Raw genomic sequence first — 21,175 nt, forward strand, 5'->3', positions numbered from 1 at the left:
AATTATAAAGATAATTAATTTTTCTAATCCGCATCAGGCTCCTAGGATGAACGCCTAACGTCTTAGGAGAAAGAGTCATGTCGTCTATCGTAGTCGTAGGTGCTAACTGGGGTGATGAAGGCAAAGGCCGCATCGTGGATTATCTGGCAGGTCAAGCTGGCGCCAGCATTCGCTTCCAGGGCGGCAACAACGCTGGCCACACCGTGGTCAACGACCTTGGCACCTTCAAGCTGCACCAGGTTCCGAGTGGCGTATTCAACCCGGATTGCCTGGTTGTCCTCGGCCCGGGCATGGTGATCAGCCCCGAGAAACTGACCGTCGAGCTCGACGAAGTCAAAGCCTCCGGCGTGACTCCGAAGCTGGCCATCTCTGACCGCGCTACCCTCTGCCTGCCGCTGCACGCACTGGAAGATACCCTGGAAGAGCAACGTCTGGGTGACGGCGCCTATGGCTCCACCCGTCAGGGCATCGCTCCTGCCTACGGCGATCGCGTGATGAAGAAAGCGATCCTGGTCGGCTGGCTGAAACAGCCGGACGTGCTGGTCGAGCGCATCCAGTTCATGCTGGACTGGAAACTGCCGCAGATGAAGGCTATCTACCCCTCCTTCGAATTCACCCAGACTGCCCAGGAGATGGCTGACTGGCTGCTGGAAGTCTCTGCACCGTGGATCGACGCCGTGTGCAACGTCAGCATGCCGCTCAAAGCGCTGCAGGCCGAAGGCAAGACCCTGCTGTTCGAAGCGCAGCTGGGCGCTGGCCGTGACCTGATCTACGGCGAATACCCCTGGGTGACCTCCTCCCACGTATCTGGCGCCTACGCCGGTATCGGTGGCGGTCTGCCGGGTCTGCGTCCGGAGCGCGTCATCGCTGTGGCCAAGGCATTCAGCTCCTCTGTCGGTACCGGCACCCTGCTGACCGCCATGGAGAACCAGGACGAGTTCCGCAAGATCACCAACGAGTTCGGTGCCACCACCGGCCGTCCTCGTGATGTCGGCTACTTCGATGCTGTCGCCACCAAGAACGGTGTCGAGCTGCAAGCCGCCACCGAAGTGGCCCTGACCAAGCTGGACTGCCTGACCGGTCTGCCGGATCTGAAGATCTGCGTGGCCTACGAAGGTGCCCACACCGAGAACCCGATTTGGCCGCAAACTGCAGCCCTGAAGCCGGTTTACGAGCAGATGGAAAGCTGGAGCGAAGACATCACCGGTTGCCGCACCTTCGAAGAGCTGCCGCGCGCTGCCCAGCAGTACGTGCTGCGTATCGAAGAGCTGCTCGGCGTACCGGTTCCGATGGTTTCCGTCGGCCCGGGCCGTGACGAGATGATCCTGCGCTAAGCCGCATTTCTCATCGTCAAACAAAAAACCGGCATCCCTGATGCCGGTTTTTTTTATGGCTGCCGTTTACCTTCTTGCCATAAAACCACCCAAAGGCTCAATTAACTCACCAATCGACCTCACATTGAGCAGTTCTGCAATAAAATTCTACCCTGCCCTCGTTAAAGTGAACCCGTTACCACACGAGGAGTCACCCGATGAAATTGCTCAAACAGAGTGCCCTGTTGCCACTGCTCTGCCTGACGGCCATGCCAGCCTTTGCCATGACCCTGAAGAGCACGGATATTCACGAAGGCCAGCTGATGGCCAAACAGTTCAGCTTCAACGGCTTTGGCTGCAGCGGCGACAACCACTCGCCCCAACTTAGCTGGCAGGATCTGCCGGCAGGCACCAAGAGTGTTGCCATCACCGCCTATGACCCCGATGCCCCTACCGGCAGCGGTTGGTGGCACTGGCTGGTGGTTAACCTGCCTGCCACCCAGAGCGAGCTGGCCAGCAATGCCTCCGGCAAGCTCAAGCAGGGATTGGAGATCCGCACCGACTTTGGCAGCCAGGGTTACGGCGGCCCCTGCCCGCCCGCTGGTCACGGCATGCACCGCTATGAGTTCACCGCCTGGGCCCTGCCCCATGATCTCGAGGTGAAGGCTGATACCCCGCCGGCTATGGTAGGCTACATGCTCAACAGCATGGCGCTCGGCAAAGCCACCCTGACCGCCACCTTCGTCACCCCCTAGGAGCCAACCGGATGAGCACTCCCCTGCTGCAACAGAGCCACTATCTCGGGATCCGCCAGCAGCCCCTGCATCGGGTGCTCATCTATGCCCCAACCCTCATCTGGGTCACCCAGGGGAGCAAGCAACTATGGTGGCACGAGCGACGTCTGTCGTTTGACAGGGAGCGGTGGCTGCTGATCCCGGCAGGCCACCAGCTCACCTTCGTCAATCAGCCGGAGCAGGGCAAGTTTCGCTCCCACGCCATCACGCTGCTCACTCTGCCGCCACCAGAATGGCTGGCCGAGTCAGCCCCTTCCCACGCCGATCTGGAGGAACCCGCTGTCAAGGTCACCCCCGGGCTCGCCTTCTGCTTTGAGCTCATCAGCACCATGGCCGAACGGGGACTGAGCGAGGCGACCCAGGCCGAACTGCTGCGCGGCTTCTATGCCGAGCTGCGGGCCGCCAATGCCCTCGGGTTGCTCTTTCCCGCCAGCACCATGACCCTCGCAGAGCGGCTGGCCCGCTACCTAGCGGTGGAACCCGGCATCGACCACACCCTGGAGGCGGTGGCCCCCCACTTCTCCATGAGCCGCGCCTCCATGGTGCGCAAGCTGGCCGCCGAAGGTCGCAGCTTTCGCCAGTTGCTGGCTCAGGTGCGCATGAGCCACGCCCTCAACCTGTTGCAACAGGGCCTGACCCCGCTGGAGGTCGCCCTCGCCTGCGGTTATGACTCCCCCAGCCGCTTTGCCGCCCGCTTCAAACAGGAGTTCGGCCTGACGCCCCACCAATACCTGCACACTTGCCCTGCCAGATTGGCGAGCAACGACAAGTAAAATATTACTTAAAGTCAATTTTATGTAACCTGATGTAACCCGGTGATCCCGCTCACATTGCCGCCTCCTCAGAGTGTGATCTCGCGCCAACGCTCCCTTTTCCCTTGCCATACAATGGCTACCGAACACCTTTTCACTAAAAATAAGCGTAAAAAATCTTCCTTTTAACCTACATAAACGGAATTGGAGCGAGCAATGTTTCGTAAAACTTTACTCTCGGTAGCCCTCGGCACCGCCCTGTTCGGACTGACTGCCTGCAACGATAACCAGACTGAGAGCAGCACAGTCGCCAAACCGGAGCAGGCCATCCAGTACAAGGACGTGATCGACCGTCGGGGAACACCGACCCAATTCCGCGACTTTGACAGCTACTCCAACCTCAAATACAACCCGCTGCTCGATCTGGGGGCATGGCACGGTTTCCTGCTGCCTGCCAACGACAAGGAGTGGGGGGGCTTTACCGGCCCCATGGTCATCTCCGAGGAGTACAGCCTCTTCTTTGCCAGCGGGCTGGACAAGCTCACCCTGAGCGATGCGAGCGGGCGCCCGTTCCCGCTCACCAGCGCCCGCAAGCAGGAGGTGTACGCCATTCCCGGTGCACTGGTGCAACGCTTCGAGTTCGAGCCCTTTACGCTGGAGCTGGAGCTGCGTTATGGCGATGCCCGCACCGCCCTTATCCGCACCCGACTCATCAATCAGACCGATGCACCGCTCACCCTCAACCTCAACTGGCAGGGCGAGTTGCTCAATCAATGGGATGCCAAGGATACGATTGCCAGCAAATATCCAGGCTGGACTCGCACCATCAGCGAGAGCGACAAAGGAATCGAATTCCAGTTCGGCAAACTGCGCAGCACCTGGAACATCATGCAGAGCGGCAGCGCCCGCTATCGCATCGACCGCACCCTGCCAAGTCGCACCACCCTCGACCAGAAGACACTGGGCTACCAAAGCGACGCCAGCATTACCCTGGCCGCCAAGGAGAGCGAGGATATCTACACCCTGCAGAGCTATCTCCACTCCGCAGATGACGCCAGCCGCCATCAGCAGAGCCGTCAGGCCCTGCTGGCCAACCCAGCCAGCTATTTTGCCGACTCCATCCGCCGCTGGGAGGGCTACCTTGCCAACGGTCTCTCCAATCAGGGTATCCCCGAGTCGGAGCGTCGCATCGCCGTCAAAGCGATGGAGACCCTCAACGGCAACTGGCGCTCCCCGGCTGGCGCCATCCTCCACGACGGGGTGACCCCCTCCAATACCGCCCGCTGGTTCGACGGCGTCTGGGCCTGGGACAGCTGGAAGCACGCCTATGCCATGGCACACTTCAACCCTGAGGTGGCCAAGAACAACGTGCGCGCCATGTATGACTATCAAGTACAGCCGGATGATCCGGTGCGACCACAGGATGCGGGCATGGTGATCGACGCCGTCTTCTACAACAAGCTGGCGGATCGCGGTGGCGATGGCGGCAACTGGAACGAGCGCGACACCAAGCCGCCCCTCTCCGCCTGGGCCATCTGGGAAATCTACAACGCTACCAAGGACAAGGCCTTTATCGCCGAGATGTATCCCAAGCTGCAGGCCTACCACGACTGGTGGTACCGCGCGCGGGACAACAACCGCAACGGCATCATCGAATATGGCGCCACCAAGCATGTGGAGCACAATGACGAGTACGGCAATATCACCTTCAAGGTGCAGTACTCCAACGGTATTCCCGCCGGGCTGGATCTCTCCAGCTGTACCAGTGAGGGGGATGACTGGTATGCCTGCGCCGGTATGCCGCTCTATCAACAGGTGTTGAACGTGGGCGGGTACAGCGACATGGATATCGGTGCCCAGCACGGCGCCGGTTGGGAGTCAGGCATGGACAACGCAGCCCGCTTCGGCTTTATCGAACCGGGCCAGCTGCAACGCTATGCCGACAAGACCTATGGCGGAGATTTGGCCAAGGCGCGTCAGGACTGGAACGTCGCCTTCTTTGAAAACCATCAGGACAATGGCGATTTGATCGGTTTCTCCATCGATCAGGAGTCGGTGGAGCTCAACGCCTTCCTCGCCAAGGAGAAACGCATTCTGGCCGACATGGCCGACCTGCTTGGCAAGCCGAACGACGCGAGCCGCTACCGCGATGGTGCGATCCAGCTGGCTGGTTACATCAACAGCTGCATGTTCGATGAGGCATCAGGCTTCTATTACGATCGTCAGATTGCTCAGGGGGATGTTGCTGACGGCAACGGCTGCGTCGGAAAATTGCTGACCGCCCGCGGCCGTGGCCCGGAAGGGTGGAGCCCGCTCTGGGCAGAAGTCGCCGACAAGGAGAAAGCGGCACGGGTGCGCGAGGTGATGCTCAACGCCCAGGAGTTCAACACAAAGATCCCGCTGGGCACAGCCGCGCTGACCAACCCGGCCTACGACCCCAATATCTACTGGCGCGGCCGGGTATGGCTCGATCAGTTCTACTTCGGGGTGAAGGGGCTCGAAAACTACGGCTATCGCAGCGATGCCGAGGCACTGGTCAACAAGCTGTTCAACAATGCCGAAGGACTGGCGGGCAGCGGCCCCATCCGCGAAAACTACAATCCGGAGACCGGCGCCATGCAGGGGGCCAGCAACTTCAGCTGGAGCTCGGCCCACCTCTATATGCTCTATCGCAACTTCCTCAAGCCACAGGAATAAGCCTCGAGAGAGGATGCCCCCCTTCGGCTTGATGCATCAGGTGGCCTTGTAGAGTGTTGCCATACTGATTGAGCAAACTGAGCACTCGGGAAATATTGCTCAGGCGCTTGCTGCACCCCCGCAAAAAATGGTGATAGCGGGGGAATAAAAAACAACCCGGCACGAATACCGGGTTGTTTTTTTATCAGAGAGACGAACTCAGCTCTGGCCTTGCAGCGCCTGCTGCAACTCCTCTTCGCTCCAGATGGTAATGCCAAGCTCCTGTGCCTTGGCCAGCTTGGAACCGGCCGCTTCCCCCGCGACCAGCACATCGGTCTTGGCAGATACAGAGCCCGCCACCTTGGCCCCCAGCGCCTGCAGCGCCGCCTTGGCGTCGTTGCGCGACAAGGTGGTCAGGGTGCCGGTCAGCACGAAGGTCTTGCCGGCAAAGGGTTGCTCCGCGGCCTCTTTCTTCTCGATGGCCGGCCAGTGGATGCCGGCAGCCAGCAAGGCTTCCAGCACCTCCACGTTGTGCGGCTGACGCAGGAAGTAGTAGACATGCTTGGCCACCACATCACCCACATCGGCCACTTCGAGCAGTTGCTCCACCGAGGCCGCGCGCAGGGCATCCAGCGTGAGGAAGTGGTTGGCAAGGTTGAGCGCAGTCGCCTCCCCCACTTCGCGGATCCCCAGGGCAAACAGGAAACGCGGCAGGGTGGTACTGCGCGCAGCATCGATGGCGGCTACCAGATTGAGGGCCGATTTTTGCCCCATCCGCTCAAGACCGGCCAGCTGGATGGCGTTGAGGCTAAACAGATCGGCGGGAGTCTTCACCAGCCCCTTGTCTACCAGCTGCTCGACAATCTTGTCGCCAAGGCCGTCCACATCCATGGCGCGACGGGCGGCGAAGTGCTTGATCGCCTCCTTGCGCTGCGCCTCGCAGAACAGGCCACCGGAGCAGCGGGCAACCGCTTCCCCTTCCAGCCGTTCGACCGCAGAGCCACAGACCGGACACTCGGTCGGGAAGAGAATTTCGCGTGCATCAACAGGGCGCTGCGCCTCCACCACGGCGACGATCTGCGGGATCACATCCCCTGCCCGGCGCACGATCACGGTATCGCCAATCATCACGCCAAGGCGTTCAATCTCGTCGGCGTTGTGCAAAGTGGCGTTAGAGACGGTGACGCCGCCGACAAACACCGGTTTGAGCTTGGCGACCGGGGTCACGGCGCCGGTGCGGCCGACCTGAAACTCGACGTTCTCAAGCTCTGTCATCTCCTCCTGCGCCGGGAACTTGTGGGCGGTCGCCCAGCGTGGGGCGCGGGCCACAAAGCCGAGCTCCTCCTGCAGAGCGATGGCATCCACCTTGTAGACCACGCCGTCGATCTCGTAAGGAAGCTCGCCACGGCGGGCCAGAATGTCGTCGTGGAACGCCTGACAACCGGCGCCCCCCTCTTTGAGTTTCACCTCGGGACTAAGCGGCAGCCCCCACTCCTTGAGCTGATTGAGGCGACCAAAGTGAGAGTCACCGAGCAGCTCGCCGCCGACACCGACGCCGTAGGCGTAAAAGCTCAGGGGACGGCTGGCAGTGATACGTGAATCGAGCTGACGCAGGCTGCCGGCGGCGGCGTTACGAGGGTTGACGAACACCTTCTCGCCTGCTGCCAGTGCCTTGGCATTCATCGCCTCGAAACCGGCCTTGGGCATAAACACTTCGCCACGCACCTCAAGCCGCTCGGGCCAACCAGAGCCCCGCAATGCGAGCGGAATCGCCTTGATGGTACGCACGTTCTCGGTGATCTCCTCACCGGTAGCGCCATCGCCCCGGGTCGCAGCCTGCACCAGCTGACCATTTACATAGAGCAGGCTCACCGCCAGGCCATCAAGCTTGGGCTCGCAGCAGAACTCGAAACGCACTTCACGCTTGAGGCGATCGCTCATCCGTTGTTCAAACGCCAGCAGCTCGTCACTGCTAAAGACGTTATCCAGACTGAGCATGGGGATCTCATGACGCACCTGACTGAACGCCGTCAGCGGCTGGCCTCCGACACGCACGCTGGGTGACGCCGGTGTTTTCAGCTCGGGATGCTCGGCCTCCAGCGCAATCAACTCGCGCATCAGGCGATCGTATTCGGCATCCGGCACTGTGGGGTTATCCAGCACATAGTACTGGTGACCATATTCGGTAAGCAGTTCACACAATTGACGGTGGCGGGAGAGGGTGTCGCTCATGAAAAAGTCTCGAAGTGTGATTGAACATACGGCCGGGGTAGAAACAAAAATGCGGTACCAGGGTACCGCACTTTTTCTTCACTCGACCCGCATGGCGTATTAGTCGCGACTGGCCTCGTAGGCAGCCAGCTCGTGACGGTAACGGGCAATGGTCTCGTCGCTCAGCGGGCTGCGATCCATATCGGTCAGCATGGCATCGAGATCGCTGGCCAGCTGATCGGCAGCCTGCAGCATATCCTCGAAGGCAAACGCGGCATTGCTGCGCAGCGGCAGTTGCATGAACAGGGAGACACCCGGCGTGGTGAACTGTTCCATCCGGTACGGATTGAAGGTGCCCGGCTTGACCATGTTGATCATGGAGAAGAGCACTTCACCCTTGCCGTTGGGATCTTCGTGACGGTGGAAAATATCCATCTCGCCAAACTTGAAGCCCAGCGCCATCAGGGATGAGAGCAGGGTCGCACCTTGCAAGTCGTGACCCGGACGGCCCATCAGGTTGATGACATAGACATCCTGCCAGATCTTCTCGACCGGCTGGGGCGCCATGCGCGGCTCTTCCACCACAGGAGCAGGTGCCACATAGGCAGGCTCTTCATACACAGGCTCGGGAGCCACATGACGGGGCTGCGGCTGATATTCCGGCTCGGGAGCACGCACCGGTTCGGCACGAACGCTGTCGGCGGTACGGACTGTCTCTGCACGGGCACCAAAAGTAGGGGCGGTCGCGTAAGCGGGCTCGACCAGCGGCTCGTCATCCAGCGACTGCATCATGGGCTCGCGCTGGGGACGGGAACGGTAGACCGGGGTACGACGATTGACCTGAGCTGGTTTGCGCACCGGCGCGGCGGGCGCCTCGTCGATCTCCTCGGGCAGCGGTTCGTCTAACGCTTCCTCCTCTTCATAGACAGGAGGCGGCGGAACCGGGCGGGCAGCAGGCTTGCGCACTACGGGCGGCGGCAGAGCGTCCTCGTCATCTTCATCATCAAAGGCGGGGACGGCAGGGCGACGACCGAGTTCCGGCTGGCGGCTCTCTTCACTGCGCAGCTTGGGCTCGGCACGACGGCCACCACTGACCACACGTACCTGGCCGATGCCATCGCTATCGAAGGCGTCGTTATCACGATCCCGCGACTTGGAGTCCATCCGTCCAATCGGTTTCTCTTTGATCGGTGCCTGACGATTCTTTTTGTTGCTCCACAACCCGTGAATGAGCAATGCCGCAATAGCAATACCGCCCAGGGCAACCAAGATGTAACGCAATTCCTGCATTAGCTGCTTCTCTTTCTAGTTTTGCTCAGCCAAAGCGACGGCTTCACCGATATCGACCGACACAATGCGAGAAACCCCGGGCTCTTGCATCGTCACGCCAACCAGCTGCTCAGCCATCTCCATGGAGACCTTATTATGACTGATGTAAACGAACTGTACTGTGCTCGACATCTCTTTGACAAGAGAACAGAAGCGACCGACGTTCACTTCATCGAGCGGTGCATCCACCTCATCCAGCAGACAAAAAGGTGCTGGGTTGAGTCTGAAGATGGCAAAAACCAGCGCAAGCGCGGTTAACGCCTTCTCCCCCCCGGAAAGCAGGGCAATGGTAGCATTCTTCTTACCCGGAGGTCTCGCCATGATGCTCACTCCGGCCTCCAAAAGATCATCGGAGGTAAGCTCAAGCCAGGCACTGCCCCCACCGAACACTTTTGGAAACAGGGATTTTAAATCTTCGTTGACCTTATCGAAAGTGTCCCGGAACCGTATTTGTGTCTCTTTATCAATTCTTTTAATGGCTTGGCTCAAGGTTTCCAGCGCTTGCTCGAGATCCTGACACTGATTTTCAAGATAGGTTGCCCGGGTTTTCGCCTCTTCGTACTCCTCCAGCGCCGCCAGGTTGATGGCGCCGAGCGCCTCCACTTGCGCCTCCAGGGTCTGGATCTCCTGCCGCAGCTTGCCGCGATCAGCGGCGATCAGCACCGCCTGATCGAGATCCACTAGTCGAACCCCCAACTCTTCGAACTGCTCGTGCAACCCCTTTCGACGGGTGAGGTTGCGTTCGCGCTCAAGGCGCAAGGTTGCCAGCTTCTCCTGCAACGTCACCAGCTGCTTGTGATCGGCACTTCTGGCCTGTTCCAGCTCACCCAACTGGCGCTCCAGCTCCGCCAGCCGTTGATGGCAGGCGAGCTGCTGCGCCTCCAGATTGCGCTGCTCAGCCAGCAGGGGCGCCAGATCCGGCACGGCCTTGCTATCCGGCCCTTTCAGCTCGGCCAGCTCCAGCCCGAGCCTCGCCAACTCCTCTTCGCCCAGGGTAATGAGTTGGCGCAGATTGCCCAACTCCAGTTGCAAACGCTGGCAAGTCGCTTGTTGCTGCTCGCGGCGCGCACGGGCCTCGTCGACCGCCCGCTCGCAGCGGGTCAGCAGCTCCTGAGCGAGCTGCAACCCTTGTGTCAGCGGCTCCCCCTGCTCCTGCAACTCGGCAAGGCGTGCCTCATCGAGTTCCAGTTGTTCACGGGCGCTGGCCAGTCGCTCTGCCTCTTCGGCCTGCTCCTGATCTAGCCGGATCAGCTCTTCGCCGAGCTGACCGAGCCGCTGCAACCGCTCCTGCCGCTGACCCTGTTGCAGACTCCAGGCTTCGCGCAGTTGTTGCCATTTCTGCTCTTGCTCGCGCAAGGTTCGCTGCGACAACTCCTGCGCACTGGCAAGCTGGGCACGCCGGGCATCGGCAGCCACAAGTTGCTCGCTCAGCTGTGCCAGCCCAGCGGCAACCTTCTCCTGCTCGGTATGCAACCACTCACGCTCACCGAGCAGCGCCATGGTGCCAAGCGCCGCGCCCTGCCCCAAATCTGCCCAGTTTGGCCCCAGCCAATCGCCAGCAGGAGTCAGTACCGACTCACCGGCCGCAAGGCTTGGCTGACGGGCCAATGCGGCTTCCCGGCTCTCCACCAGCCAGATGGCGTTGAGGAAGGCAGGAATATGCTCACCACCCAGTTGCGCCGCCAGCGTACCGGCAACCGCCGGTTGCGCCGGGCCAATCCAGAGCCCCTCTTGCGCCAGATTACACTCGTCCGCCGGCGTTGCAGTGAGCCAGCGCCCCAGCACCTTGTCGAGTGCCTGTGCCCACTCAGGGGCAACCTGCAGTCGATCCGCCAGGGTCGCCCCCTCCATCTGCTCGCCGAGGATCTGATCCAGGGTCGCCAGCCGCGCCTCCAGCTCCCGTTGCAGGCTCAACTGCTGGCCATGCTGCTGCTTGAGTTGTTCATGGGCGTCGACCGCCTGTGCCAGCTGCTCGGTCAGCTCGCCATTGGCCGCCCGCGTCAGCTCCAGCTCACCACTCAGGGCATCGAGGGCCGGTTGTAGATCGTCGGCCTCTGTGCCGAGGGGGCCAGCGCGTTCATCTTCCAGCTTGAGGCGGGCCAGCCGGGTCTTGGCCTGCAGCTCCTGCAGACCACCCAACTGGGTACGGGTCTGGTTGAGCTGCCCCTGCAACCCGGCCAACTGTTGCTGCCACTGCAGCTGGCGCAAGCGGGCCTGCTCCAGCTGCTCGCTGGCCTGCTGGCGGGCCTCCTGCTGCTCGGTGAGCAACTGCTCACACTGCTCCAGCCGGGCGCTCTCCTGCTCGGCGCGCAATACCCCTTCGGTCAGTTGATCCTGCTGGCTGGCAAGCTGCGCCTTGCGGGTAGTGATCCGCTCGCCCAGCGCCTCTGCACGGGCCTGCCAGTCGCGCCCCAGTTCACTCTGGTGCAGTTGCTGTTGTTCGAGGCGGGCGATGGCCTGCCCGCCGAGAAAAATCTGTTGCTGACGGCTCGCCTGCTCGGCTTGCGCCTCTTGTCTGGCGACCGACAGGGTGACGTGGCGCCCCTCATCTGCGGTGCGCTTGGCATCGAGCGCCGCCAGCGCCTGCTCGGCCTGTGCCAGCTCTGTTTTAGCCTCGCCAAGACGCGTCTCCAGCGCCCACAACTCGGAGCCAATCAGCTCGGCGCGAGCGGCGCGCGAACGACTCTTGAGCTGTTTGTAGCGCTCGGCTGTTTCGGCCTGGGCTTTGAGGTGGTCAAGGCGCGAGCCCAGCTCGCCGCGAATATCGCCGAGGCGCTCCAGATTTTCCTGGGTGTGGCGAATGCGTTGCTCGGTCTCGCGGCGCCGCTCCTTGTAACGGGAGACCCCTGCTGCCTCTTCCATAAAGAGTTTGAGATCGGCCGGACGCGACTCCACCAGTCGGCTGACGGTGCCCTGTTCGATGATGGCGTAGCTGCGGGGGCCAAGACCGGTGCCGAGGAAGAGGTCGGTCACATCCTTGCGGCGGCACTTCTGGCCGTTGATCTGATAGTGGTTGGAGCCGTCGCGCAGCACTTCGCGGCGCACCGAGATCTCGGTAAAGCGGCCGAACTCGCCGGGCACCCGGTTGTGGGGATTGTCGAACACCAGCTCCACCGAGGCGCGCCCGTGCGCACTGCGATTGATGGAGCCGTTGAAGATGACATCGGTCATGTTCTCACCGCGCAGATGGCGAGCGGAACTCTCCCCCAACACCCAGCGCACCGCGTCGATGACGTTGGATTTGCCACAGCCATTGGGGCCCACCACGGCGGTCATGTCTGCCGACAGTTCGATGCGGGTCGGCTCGACGAACGACTTGAAGCCGGCGAGTTTGATCAGTTTCAGACGCATGGCGACCTGTATCAGTGGCTAAATAAAGAGGAGGCGGGCAGGCGATTTTATCAAATCCAGACCCGGCTTTGTTTGTAATATGCAGGCATCATCCCCATTCAATGCCCGATTTTTGGTCGCCACGGCACGAAATAAGGAATAGTCGGCGACTTTACCAAATCAAAGGCTTGTTTGTAATATGCTGGCAGTTCTCCCATGCATAGATGGAGCTCACATGAGCCAATCACCCCATATGGTCAAAGATTCAATCAGCGGTGCAGACTACTTTCTGCGCGGTTTTTCCCTCATTCGCCAACCGGGCATCCGCACCTTTGTGCTGATCCCCCTGCTGGTCAACTTCGTGCTGTTTGCCGGGGCCTTCTATGCCCTGTTGCTGCAACTGGACGGCCTGTTCGCCTGGCTCCATCAGCAGATCCCCGCCTGGCTCGACTGGCTGGACTATCTGCTGTGGCCCATCGCGCTCATCACCATACTGGTGGTCTTCTCCTTTATCTTCAGCTCGGTTGCCAACTGGGTAGCCGCTCCCTTCAACGGTTTGCTGGCGGAGAAGGTGGAGCAGATCCTCACCGGTCAGCCCGCCAATGACAGCGGCATGCTGGATATCGTCAAGGATGTGCCACGCACCTTCGGCCGCGAATGGACCAAGCTGAAGTATTACCTGCCCAAGGCCATTGGCTGCCTGATCCTGTTCCTGATCCCGGTGGTGGGCCAGACCCTGGCGCCTGTGCTCTGGTTCCTGTTCAGCGCCTGGATGATGGCGATCCAGTATGTGGATTATCCGTTCGACAACCACAAGATCGACTTCATCACCATGCGTGACGCCTTGAAGCAACGCCGTGGCAAGTGCCTCAGCTTCGGCGCTTTGGTGACCCTCTTCTCCACCATTCCGGTGGTGAACCTCTTCGTGATGCCGGTCGCCATCTGTGGTGCCACCGCCATGTGGGTCGATCACTACCGACAGGAGCAGTTGGGGCGCTAACCCTTGAACATTGATTAGAAAAAGGCACCCGAAACGGTGCCTTTTTCGCATTTAGCATGAATTAAATTAATGCATGCATTCGATAGCTTGTCCCATATAACACGAGTTGGTAGGATTCTGGCCTTTCTCGTTCCCTGGGATATCTCATGTTACATGCACTCTTCTTGGTGGGCCTGGTGGCCGAAGGGATGACCGGCGCGCTGGCCGCGGGTCGGCGACGGATGGATCTGTTTGGTGTGGTGATCATCGCCTCGGCAACGGCCATCGGTGGTGGCACCATCCGCGATGTGCTGCTCGGCCACTATCCGCTGCTCTGGGTTGAACATCCGGAATATGTGCTGCTGGTTGCCGCAGCCGCGATGGCAGGTGTGGTCTCCGCCCCCCTGATGCGCTACCTCGGCAAGCTGTTCATGGCCCTTGATGCCCTGGGACTGGTGGTCTTCTCCATCTTCGGTGCGGCCCGGGCGCTGGATATGGGCCACGGCGCCGGTATTGCCTGCATCATGGCGGTGGTGACCGGGGTCTTTGGCGGCGTGCTGCGGGATCTGCTCTGCCAGCGGATTCCACTGGTATTTCGTCGCGAGCTCTATGCAGCCATTTCGCTGATCACCGCAGCCCTCTACTGTCTGGCGCTGGATCAGGGCTTGCCGACCAACTGGGCCGCGTTCGGTTCCATCGGGATCGGCTTTGTACTGCGGCTGCTGGCGGTTCGCTTCAAGTGGGGTCTGCCCACCTTCGACTATCAGTACGCGACCCACTGAGTACGCCAGCTTCTGGCGAGGCGGGTTGGATTGCGAGCAACAAAAAAGCGCCCGAGTGGCGCTTTTTTCATGGACGGTCTGCGACTCAGTTAATCCCTTCCGAGCTGAAGAAGGTCGCCTTGTCGGCGATAAAGCGGATCTTGATGTTCTTCCCTTCCCCGCCCCAGAGGCAGCTCGTAGTGCCCAGCGCATCATCACAGCGCTCCGCCTTGCCCAGAATGGTGCTGGCCTCAGCGTAGCTCATCCCCATCTTCAACTGGTCGTAATTTTCACGGTTGAGCTTGCTGCAACCGGTCAACAACAGGGCGATCAGGCCGCCAATCACTATCTTTTTCATCGCTATCTCCTCTCTGGTGGGAAGAGCTTGGCAGCTTGCCATCCCCTTTACCAGCTGCGCACCGGGCCGGTATCGAGGTGAACGAAGTTATCACGGGGATAGTAACCAACCCCACCCACCTTGAGCTGGAGCGCCGCCTTGCGCAGATGGGCCAGCTGTACGCCGGGGATCCGCACATCCACCGCCTGCCCCAGGGTGTGGTAGCTGTGTTTGGCCACGCCGTGGCTCTTGTGGCGCTTCTGACGATTGGTTGCCGGGGCGCGATAGCCGGAGATCAGCTGAATTTCGCTGCGCCGACCCAGCTTGTGCTGCAACAGAAACAGCTGATCAAACAGCTTCTTGTCGATGTTGAACACTTCGTTGCGCCGGTAATCGCGGAAGATGTGGTTGAGCTCGGCTAACCCGTCGCTCAGATAGTGGCCATTTTCCCAATAGCTGGCGCGCACCCGCTCGCCGGTATTGAGATTGAAGAAACTGAGTTCACGCCCGGTGGTACTGCGGCTGGCCAGTGCAGGGAAGGAGATCAGCGAGCTGCCCAGCAGGCAACCGGCTCCCAGCAACAGGCGACGTCGACTTATCTCTTGTTCCAGCATAAGGGGTTCGTCCATCGCAGATTCAAGCGAAAATAGTTGAATAAGATCACTGATTGAATGTGATACAGGCGCTTGAAACTACCCTCCGGCGGGGGGCCCTGTCAAACCTCAATCGCCCATAGAAAAGCCCGGCACAGGCCGGGCTTTTCACTCTGTGGCAGGGATCACAGCAGGCGGCTCTGGAAGCTGACCCGATCAAATCCGTAGATATCGTTACGCAATTGCTGGCGACCATTTTCGTCGAGCCAGCTGCTCCAGTAGACAGTAAAGACCGGGATCGGCGTGGTGAGCGGCAACCATTTGGTCTGGCTCTCCTTGAGGATATTGGCCACCTTGTCCGGCTGATAGCGGGAGTCCGCCAGCAACAGTTCGGCCAGATCGTCCGCATGCTCCACCCGGATGCAGCCCGAGCTGAAGGCGCGCGCCCCCTGTTCGAACAGCGCCTTGCGCGGAGTGGAGTGCAGATAGATGGCGTCATTGTTGGGCAGGTAGAACTTGTAGCGCCCCAGGGCATTGTGATCCCCCGGCTTTTGCCGCAGGCGATAGGGGAAACCGGCGGCCAGCGCCTGATGCCACCCCTCTTCGGTGAACTGGACCGGATTGCCCTCGCTGTCGATCACCTCGAACTGCTCGCGACTCAGGTAGGCGGGATCGCGACCCAGCTTGGGCAGGATGTCCTTGCTCAGGATGGAGCGCGGCACATGCCAGGAGGGATTGAGCACGATGGAGCGAATTTCGCTGGCCAGAATGGGAGTGGCGCGCTGCTCCTTGCCGACGATGACCCGGCTGGTAAACACCTCGTTGCCGGACTCCACCACGCTCAGACGGTAGTCGGGAATATTGACCAGCACGTACCGGCCACCGGCGAGCTGATCCACCAGATCACGACGCCACAGGTTGCGCAGCAGCAGGCTGGCGCGCACTTGCGGGCCGGTATTGAGCCAGGAGCGGGTCTGACGACCGATAATGCCGTCCGCGGTGAGACCATGACGACGCTGGAACTGCTTGATGGCCTGCTCGGTATCACCATCGTAAATCTGATCACCATGGCTCGGGGCGCTGTCGCCCAGCTCGTTGAGCATGGCGCGGATTTGGCCGAGCTCGGCGGAGCTCTCTCCGGCACGCAGGGTCGGCATATCGAGGGTTGGCCACTTGCTGGCCATCGGCATCGCCAGCAGTTTGTGCACCTTGGCCCGCACCGCCTCGTATTCCGCCACCTGAGGGCGCAGGGATTTCACCTGGGTGAGCAGGTCATCATCGCTGGGTGGGGTCACTACAGGGCGGTTCAAATCGAGCTTGAGGGTCTTCATCTGCTCGCGCGAGACCAGATCCATCCCCCGCCAGGCGTGCTGGAAACGGCTCAACTTGGCAAAAATGTCGTCATAGATGGCGCCACGCTTGTCTGCTGGGGTGGCCTGCAGGCGCTTCCACAGCGTGAAAAAATCAGGATGCAGCTGGGCAAGCACAGCCTCTTGCAACTGCTGCTCCAGCTCGACACGGGCCTGTTCTGCCAGACTGCCCTGATACCAGTCATGACGGGTTTCAGTCGCCGCCACAACAACTTGAGCCTCTGCCGCGTGCACTAATCCGGCAGGCAAACAGCCAAACCAGAGCAGATTGGCAAGGGCCAGCCAATACTTCATCCCCATTGATACCTCAAAACGATTGATGCACCTAGTCAAACACGACCATCAGGCCGCTCATGATGCGTGAATGGCTAACAGTTTGCTAGTTTCCCGGCGCATAGCGTCGCAAGATCATGTCATATTCGTCGCTGCGCTGAAATTCTGCCAAAACTTGGTTGAACCGCTGCAAAAATTGCGGGGAGAGGGTGCGCTTGCTCATCATGAAAAAGCCCGGAGATTCATACACGACCATAGGATGATATGAGAACTGACTGCTCATTCCCTCCTTGCTCAACCCGCTGGGCGTCGCCAGCATGTCACCAAGGAAGCCGTCGATGCGCCCGCGGGCCAGCTTCTCGTAATTCTGCTTGTCGCTCACCGCACTCACCTGGCCAGCATAGCGGCCGAGCAGAGCCATCACTTCATCACCATAAAAATACTCTTTGGTCACGCCGAGGGAGTAGCCTTTGGCGAGCCAGCTAGCCAGATCCCGCTCTGGGTAATGGTTGTCCTTGCGAACCCACAGCAGTGTACGGCCAGGATTGTAGGCCGCTGAAAACCAGGCATAACGGGCGCGTTCATCATTGATGTTTGCCTCCATCGCCATATCGATCTCGCCTAACTTCACCCCCTGAAGCACTCGCTTCCATGGCAACTCACGAAACTCAATCTCGCAGCCCATTCTGGCCAATACCGCAGTGAGTACCTCTGCAGCGTAACCGCGCACCTGGGAAGGGGAGCTTTCATCGTAATAGTGATAGGGGGGCCAGTTATCAAAACCGGTCTTGATAGGTGCAGGGCAGAGAGTGGCGGCTGAAAGAGATGAAATCCAGCCCAGACACAAGCACGCCTGGAACATCCACTTCATGAGTCATCCTTGACGAAAAGGTGAATCATCATAATTCTTCCCCTTAAAAATGGCGATAGCGGCCGCATCACCTTGGCATCTGTAAGAATATGACGCAGCAAATTGCAGTGCGTCTCTTTTTTACCAGATGAGATCACGCCTTTACCATGAGGCCCTTGATTACCGTCAACGTTATCATTAACAACGCAAGTGCCTTATTAAAAGACATGCCGAGGGGGTTGATTTGTGACCAAATATTTTTTTGTGATCCACTATGCTTTTTTTGCAATTGGATTAGCATATGCGCGACATCGGCCTACCAATTATGTCGGGCGTAGAGAGTGATATGACGTACAAAAAGTTTGGTTTTCTCACTGCCATCCTGGCGCTGAGCGGTTTTTATCTTTATACCCTCTATCTGGCTGCTCACCCCAACGTGAGCCTGGCCTATCGCCTCTATTATCTGGAGGGTAAAACCCGTTTCTGGGAACACAACTCCAGCATGACCTATCAGCCCGGCAACGAGCTAAACCTGACCAAGCCGAGCCGCTTCCTCTCCAGCGAAGGCTGGGCCAAAAAGCCGAGTGACAAAGGGACCCAGCTAAGTGGCAAGGGTGGACTCTATTTTGTGCTGCCCAAACAGGCGGCCAAGCCGGAACAACTGACAGTCCATGCCCGTGTCAACAGCCCGGAAGCCGGCGCCCTGTTGAAAGTGGCTCTCGGTCATGACTTCACCACCACGGTGAAACTGGCCAAGGCGGGTATCAATGAAATCCGCCTCAGTCTGCCCGGTGATTCGCTCACGGCCGATCCCAAGCACCCCAATTTTCTGGCACTCTCGGCTCCCACACCCATCAATGTCCAGTCGGTGCGTTTGACCGTTGCCCAGTGATACGGGTCCCCAATACCGTTTTATAAAAATAACCAGCCAATAAGGACGTTCTTATGTCGTATCCAGATTTTCGACTCTCTCTGGTTGTTCCCGTTTATAACGAGGAAGAGAGCATCGATGCCTTCATCAGTGCGATAGACAATGAACTGGCTCCGCTCAAAGACCAGCTTGAAATTGTATTCGTCAACGATGGCAGCCGTGACCACACCCGTGAAGTGGTCGAGCAGGCCATCGCCCGCGATCCGCGCGTGACCCTGGTCAACCTGGCACGCAACTTCGGTAAAGAGGCGGCCCTAACCGCCGGTCTGCATCAGGCCAAAGGGGATGCCATTGTGCCGATGGACGTGGATCTGCAAGACCCGCCCGCCCTGATCCTGGAGTTCGTCAAACTGTGGCAGACCGGTGACTATGACACTGTCTACGGCATCCGCGTCGATCGCAGCGCCGATACCCCGATGAAGCGCCTGACTGCCGGTGGCTTCTACCGCTTCTTCAACGCCCTCTCCACCAGCACCAAGCTGCCGGAAAACGCCGGTGACTTCCGTCTGATCGACCGTCGCGTGGTCGAGGCGATCAAGCTGCTGCCAGAGCGCAACCGCTTTATGAAGGGTCTGTTTGCCTGGGCCGGTTTCCGTGCCGTTGGCGTCCCTTACGAACGCCCTGCCCGTCACGCCGGTGAAACCAAGTTCAACTACTGGAAACTGTGGAACTTCGCCCTCGACGGTCTGCTCAGCTTCTCCAGCTGGCCGCTGCGGGTCTGGAGCTATGTGGGGGTCAGCGTCTCGCTGGTGGCCTTCCTCTATATCCTGAAAATCATCACCCAGGTGATCTTCTTCGGCATCGACGTGCCCGGTTACGCCTCCCTGATGTCCGTAGTGCTGTTCCTCGGCGGTATCCAGCTGCTGTCGCTCGGCATCATCGGCGAGTACATCGGCCGCATGTTCGTGGAAGTGAAACAGCGCCCGGTCTACCTCATTGAAGGGGTCTATGGCCAGTATGCCAAGCAGGATGCGGCCAAACCGCAGAGCGCTGACAGCAACCCGCAAGAGCAGCAGGAGCAGGCGCCTCAATGATCTCCCGCGAGGAATTCTGGCGGCTGGTACGTTTCGGTTTTGTCGGCGGGGGGGCTACTCTCGTCGACCTTGGCACCTCCATCGCACTGTTTCATACCTGGCCCACCATCTCGGAGCATCTGGTTACCACGCTGGCTTTTGCCATCGCATTCTGGTTCTCCTTCTTTGGTCACCGCTACATTACCTTCCAGAAGCAGGGAGCCGCCAGCAAGTTTCTGCTGGTCGCCCTCTTCTCGCTGGCGGTGCGTAACCTGATCTTGAGCGGCCTGCTGTTTGCGGGGCTCTCCGGTCTGCTGCCGGTGGTCATCGCCACCCTGACCGTTACCGTCCTCACTTACGTTCTCTCTCGCGTCTGGGTTTTTGCCTGATGAATGATATGACCAATACTGCTCCGCTAACCGGGGCTGCACTCCCCTATCGGCCGTCACTGCGCATCAGCGGTCGTGACTGGCTGATGATCATCGCTGCCTTCATGCTGAGCCGGGTGGCGCTGTATGGCATGGGTTACTTCGGTGTCCAGCTCTATGGCTCCCCCGACATTGGCCCGCTGCAGGCCTATTGCCAGTTCGACTGCGTCTGGTTCCAGCGCATCATCGAAAACGGCTACGATCTCTACCCGCGCTGGCTGAGCAAGGGCAATGCGGCCAACTGGGCCTTTATGCCGCTCTATCCGATGGTCTCCGGTGCCATCTCCAACCTGTTCAATGTGGAGAGCCTGATCGGCCTCATTATTGTTACCAATATCTCCTTCTTCGCCAGCCTGCCGCTGATGCTGCTGGTGTTGCGTCAGCTCAAGCTGGGGGACGATACCGCCCGCTTCGGCGTCTGGCTGCTCGCCTTCTCCCCCTTCTCCGCCTACTTCGTCTCCGGTTATACCGAGTCGACCTTTATGGCGCTGATGCTGGGGATGTTCCTGTTCGCCTATCGGGAGCAGTGGCTGATGGTGGCCGTGTTGGGGGTCTGTATCTCCGCCACCCGCAACCTGGGGGTGATGATGGTCTTCCCGGTGCTGATCCTGGCGCTGCAGGCTTACGGCTGGCGGGAATTTTTCCGCTTTACCGAGCGAGCTTTCAAGGTGGTGTTCACCCTCTGGATGATCCCGTTTGGCCTGTTTGCCTACATGGTCTACCTCTATCACCTGACCGGCGATGCCTTTGCCTTCAAGCACATTCAGGTGGCCTGGGGTCGCTATATGGACAGCCCGCTGGACTGGTGGCTGAGCGGTTTCGAGCTGGGCGGCCGCAAGGCTTACCTCTCCATCATGGTGATCTTCGGCTGGTGCCTGAACGGTTACCTGTTCAGCCAGAAACGCTGGGCGGAAGCGACCCTGATGTTCATCTGCTGCACCATTCCGCTGATGACCGGCCTCAACGCCATGCCACGCTACATGTTCGGGCTCTACCCGACCCTGCTGGCCATCATTCTGCTGACCCATCGCTGGCCCGCCATCCGCCCGGCGGTGCTCTGCATCAGCGGCATGGTTGCCTCCTTCATCGCGGTGGCCTTCGTCAACTTCAAGTTCTTCACCGTCTGATGTGACGACAATGCCTGACACCCCGAATGCCGGTCACCTGACCGGCATTTTTTATGGCCACTATTTTTATCGACAGGGCGTCCCACCTCCTCTCCATCACACTTTCCT

Annotated in this window: 17 protein-coding genes; 10 read left to right on the forward strand and 7 right to left on the reverse strand. The window is 59.8% G+C overall.

All coding sequences use genetic code 11. The features are described from left to right. The first annotated feature begins 77 nt into the window (after window positions 1-77). From G5253_RS04765 to ygjK, 4 genes are all read left to right on the forward strand, one after another. Complete coding sequence (locus G5253_RS04765) at window positions 78-1,334, forward strand: adenylosuccinate synthetase (RefSeq protein WP_005353870.1); 1,257 nt, start codon at window positions 78-80, stop codon at window positions 1,332-1,334. 197 nt (window positions 1,335-1,531) lie between these two features. Further along, window positions 1,532-2,068, forward strand: a complete 537-nt coding sequence (locus tag G5253_RS04770; RefSeq protein WP_421172066.1) for a YbhB/YbcL family Raf kinase inhibitor-like protein — start codon at window positions 1,532-1,534, stop codon at window positions 2,066-2,068. A gap of 11 nt (window positions 2,069-2,079) precedes the next feature. Then, window positions 2,080-2,880 (forward strand): helix-turn-helix transcriptional regulator, encoded by an 801-nt coding sequence (locus G5253_RS04775; protein WP_421202737.1) that lies wholly within the window; start codon window positions 2,080-2,082, stop codon window positions 2,878-2,880. Window positions 2,881-3,075: 195 nt separating this feature from the next. Next, window positions 3,076-5,556, forward strand: coding sequence for an alpha-glucosidase (gene ygjK / locus G5253_RS04780; protein WP_421202738.1), 2,481 nt, complete (start codon window positions 3,076-3,078; stop codon window positions 5,554-5,556). A 198-nt stretch (window positions 5,557-5,754) separates the two neighbouring features. Here the strand turns inward: ygjK and ligA are convergent, their stop codons facing one another. The 3 genes from ligA to G5253_RS04795 form a co-directional block, all read right to left on the reverse strand. Then, window positions 5,755-7,767: an NAD-dependent DNA ligase LigA gene (ligA, locus tag G5253_RS04785; RefSeq protein ID WP_421202739.1), complete on the reverse strand. Its 2,013-nt coding sequence runs from the start codon at window positions 7,765-7,767 to the stop codon at window positions 5,755-5,757. A 99-nt stretch (window positions 7,768-7,866) separates the two neighbouring features. Further along, window positions 7,867-9,036: a cell division protein ZipA gene (gene zipA / locus G5253_RS04790; protein ID WP_421202740.1), complete on the reverse strand. Its 1,170-nt coding sequence runs from the start codon at window positions 9,034-9,036 to the stop codon at window positions 7,867-7,869. A 15-nt stretch (window positions 9,037-9,051) separates the two neighbouring features. Next, window positions 9,052-12,426 carry an AAA family ATPase gene (locus tag G5253_RS04795; RefSeq protein WP_421202741.1) on the reverse strand — a complete coding sequence of 1,125 codons (3,375 nt, stop codon included), beginning with the start codon at window positions 12,424-12,426 and terminating at the stop codon, window positions 9,052-9,054. Window positions 12,427-12,640: 214 nt separating this feature from the next. Between G5253_RS04795 and cysZ the strand changes: the two genes are divergently transcribed. Both cysZ and G5253_RS04805 read left to right on the forward strand, forming a co-directional pair. Next, window positions 12,641-13,405: a sulfate transporter CysZ gene (gene cysZ / locus G5253_RS04800; RefSeq protein ID WP_421202742.1), complete on the forward strand. Its 765-nt coding sequence runs from the start codon at window positions 12,641-12,643 to the stop codon at window positions 13,403-13,405. Between the two features lie 146 nt (window positions 13,406-13,551). Then, window positions 13,552-14,166: a trimeric intracellular cation channel family protein gene (locus G5253_RS04805; protein WP_421202743.1), complete on the forward strand. Its 615-nt coding sequence runs from the start codon at window positions 13,552-13,554 to the stop codon at window positions 14,164-14,166. A gap of 85 nt (window positions 14,167-14,251) precedes the next feature. Here G5253_RS04805 and G5253_RS04810 read toward each other — a convergent pair whose 3' ends face one another. The 4 genes from G5253_RS04810 to G5253_RS04825 form a co-directional block, all read right to left on the reverse strand. After that, window positions 14,252-14,503: a lipoprotein gene (locus G5253_RS04810; RefSeq protein ID WP_005338457.1), complete on the reverse strand. Its 252-nt coding sequence runs from the start codon at window positions 14,501-14,503 to the stop codon at window positions 14,252-14,254. A gap of 47 nt (window positions 14,504-14,550) precedes the next feature. Next, window positions 14,551-15,096, reverse strand: a complete 546-nt coding sequence (locus G5253_RS04815) for a DUF882 domain-containing protein (protein WP_421202826.1) — start codon at window positions 15,094-15,096, stop codon at window positions 14,551-14,553. A 164-nt stretch (window positions 15,097-15,260) separates the two neighbouring features. After that, a complete protein-coding gene (locus G5253_RS04820; protein WP_421202744.1) occupies window positions 15,261-16,745 on the reverse strand; it encodes a L,D-transpeptidase family protein in 1,485 nt (494 codons plus the stop codon). Between the two features lie 79 nt (window positions 16,746-16,824). Beyond that, entirely contained in the window at window positions 16,825-17,589 is a 765-nt protein-coding gene (locus G5253_RS04825) for a substrate-binding periplasmic protein (RefSeq protein ID WP_421202745.1), read from the reverse strand. A gap of 325 nt (window positions 17,590-17,914) precedes the next feature. On the opposite strand from G5253_RS04825, the gene G5253_RS04830 reads away from it, so the two are divergent. From G5253_RS04830 to G5253_RS04845, 4 genes are read left to right on the forward strand one after another with little or no spacing between them, the layout of a single operon-like run. Further along, complete coding sequence (locus tag G5253_RS04830) at window positions 17,915-18,460, forward strand: hypothetical protein (protein ID WP_421202746.1); 546 nt, start codon at window positions 17,915-17,917, stop codon at window positions 18,458-18,460. Between the two features lie 53 nt (window positions 18,461-18,513). Continuing rightward, the gene (locus G5253_RS04835; protein WP_421202747.1) at window positions 18,514-19,533 is read left to right on the forward strand and encodes a glycosyltransferase family 2 protein; all 1,020 of its coding nucleotides are present in this window, start codon (window positions 18,514-18,516) and stop codon (window positions 19,531-19,533) included. After that, on the forward strand, window positions 19,530-19,901 hold the full coding sequence (locus G5253_RS04840) for a GtrA family protein (protein WP_005338463.1): 372 nt from the start codon (window positions 19,530-19,532) through the stop codon (window positions 19,899-19,901). Before G5253_RS04835 ends, G5253_RS04840 begins: the two co-directional genes overlap by 4 nt. After that, window positions 19,901-21,067 (forward strand): hypothetical protein, encoded by a 1,167-nt coding sequence (locus tag G5253_RS04845; RefSeq protein WP_005338464.1) that lies wholly within the window; start codon window positions 19,901-19,903, stop codon window positions 21,065-21,067. Before G5253_RS04840 ends, G5253_RS04845 begins: the two co-directional genes overlap by 1 nt. Window positions 21,068-21,175 lie beyond the last annotated feature (108 nt).

Source organism: Aeromonas sp. 602658 (assembly GCF_049173005.1).
Taxonomy (GTDB): domain Bacteria; phylum Pseudomonadota; class Gammaproteobacteria; order Enterobacterales; family Aeromonadaceae; genus Aeromonas; species Aeromonas veronii_A.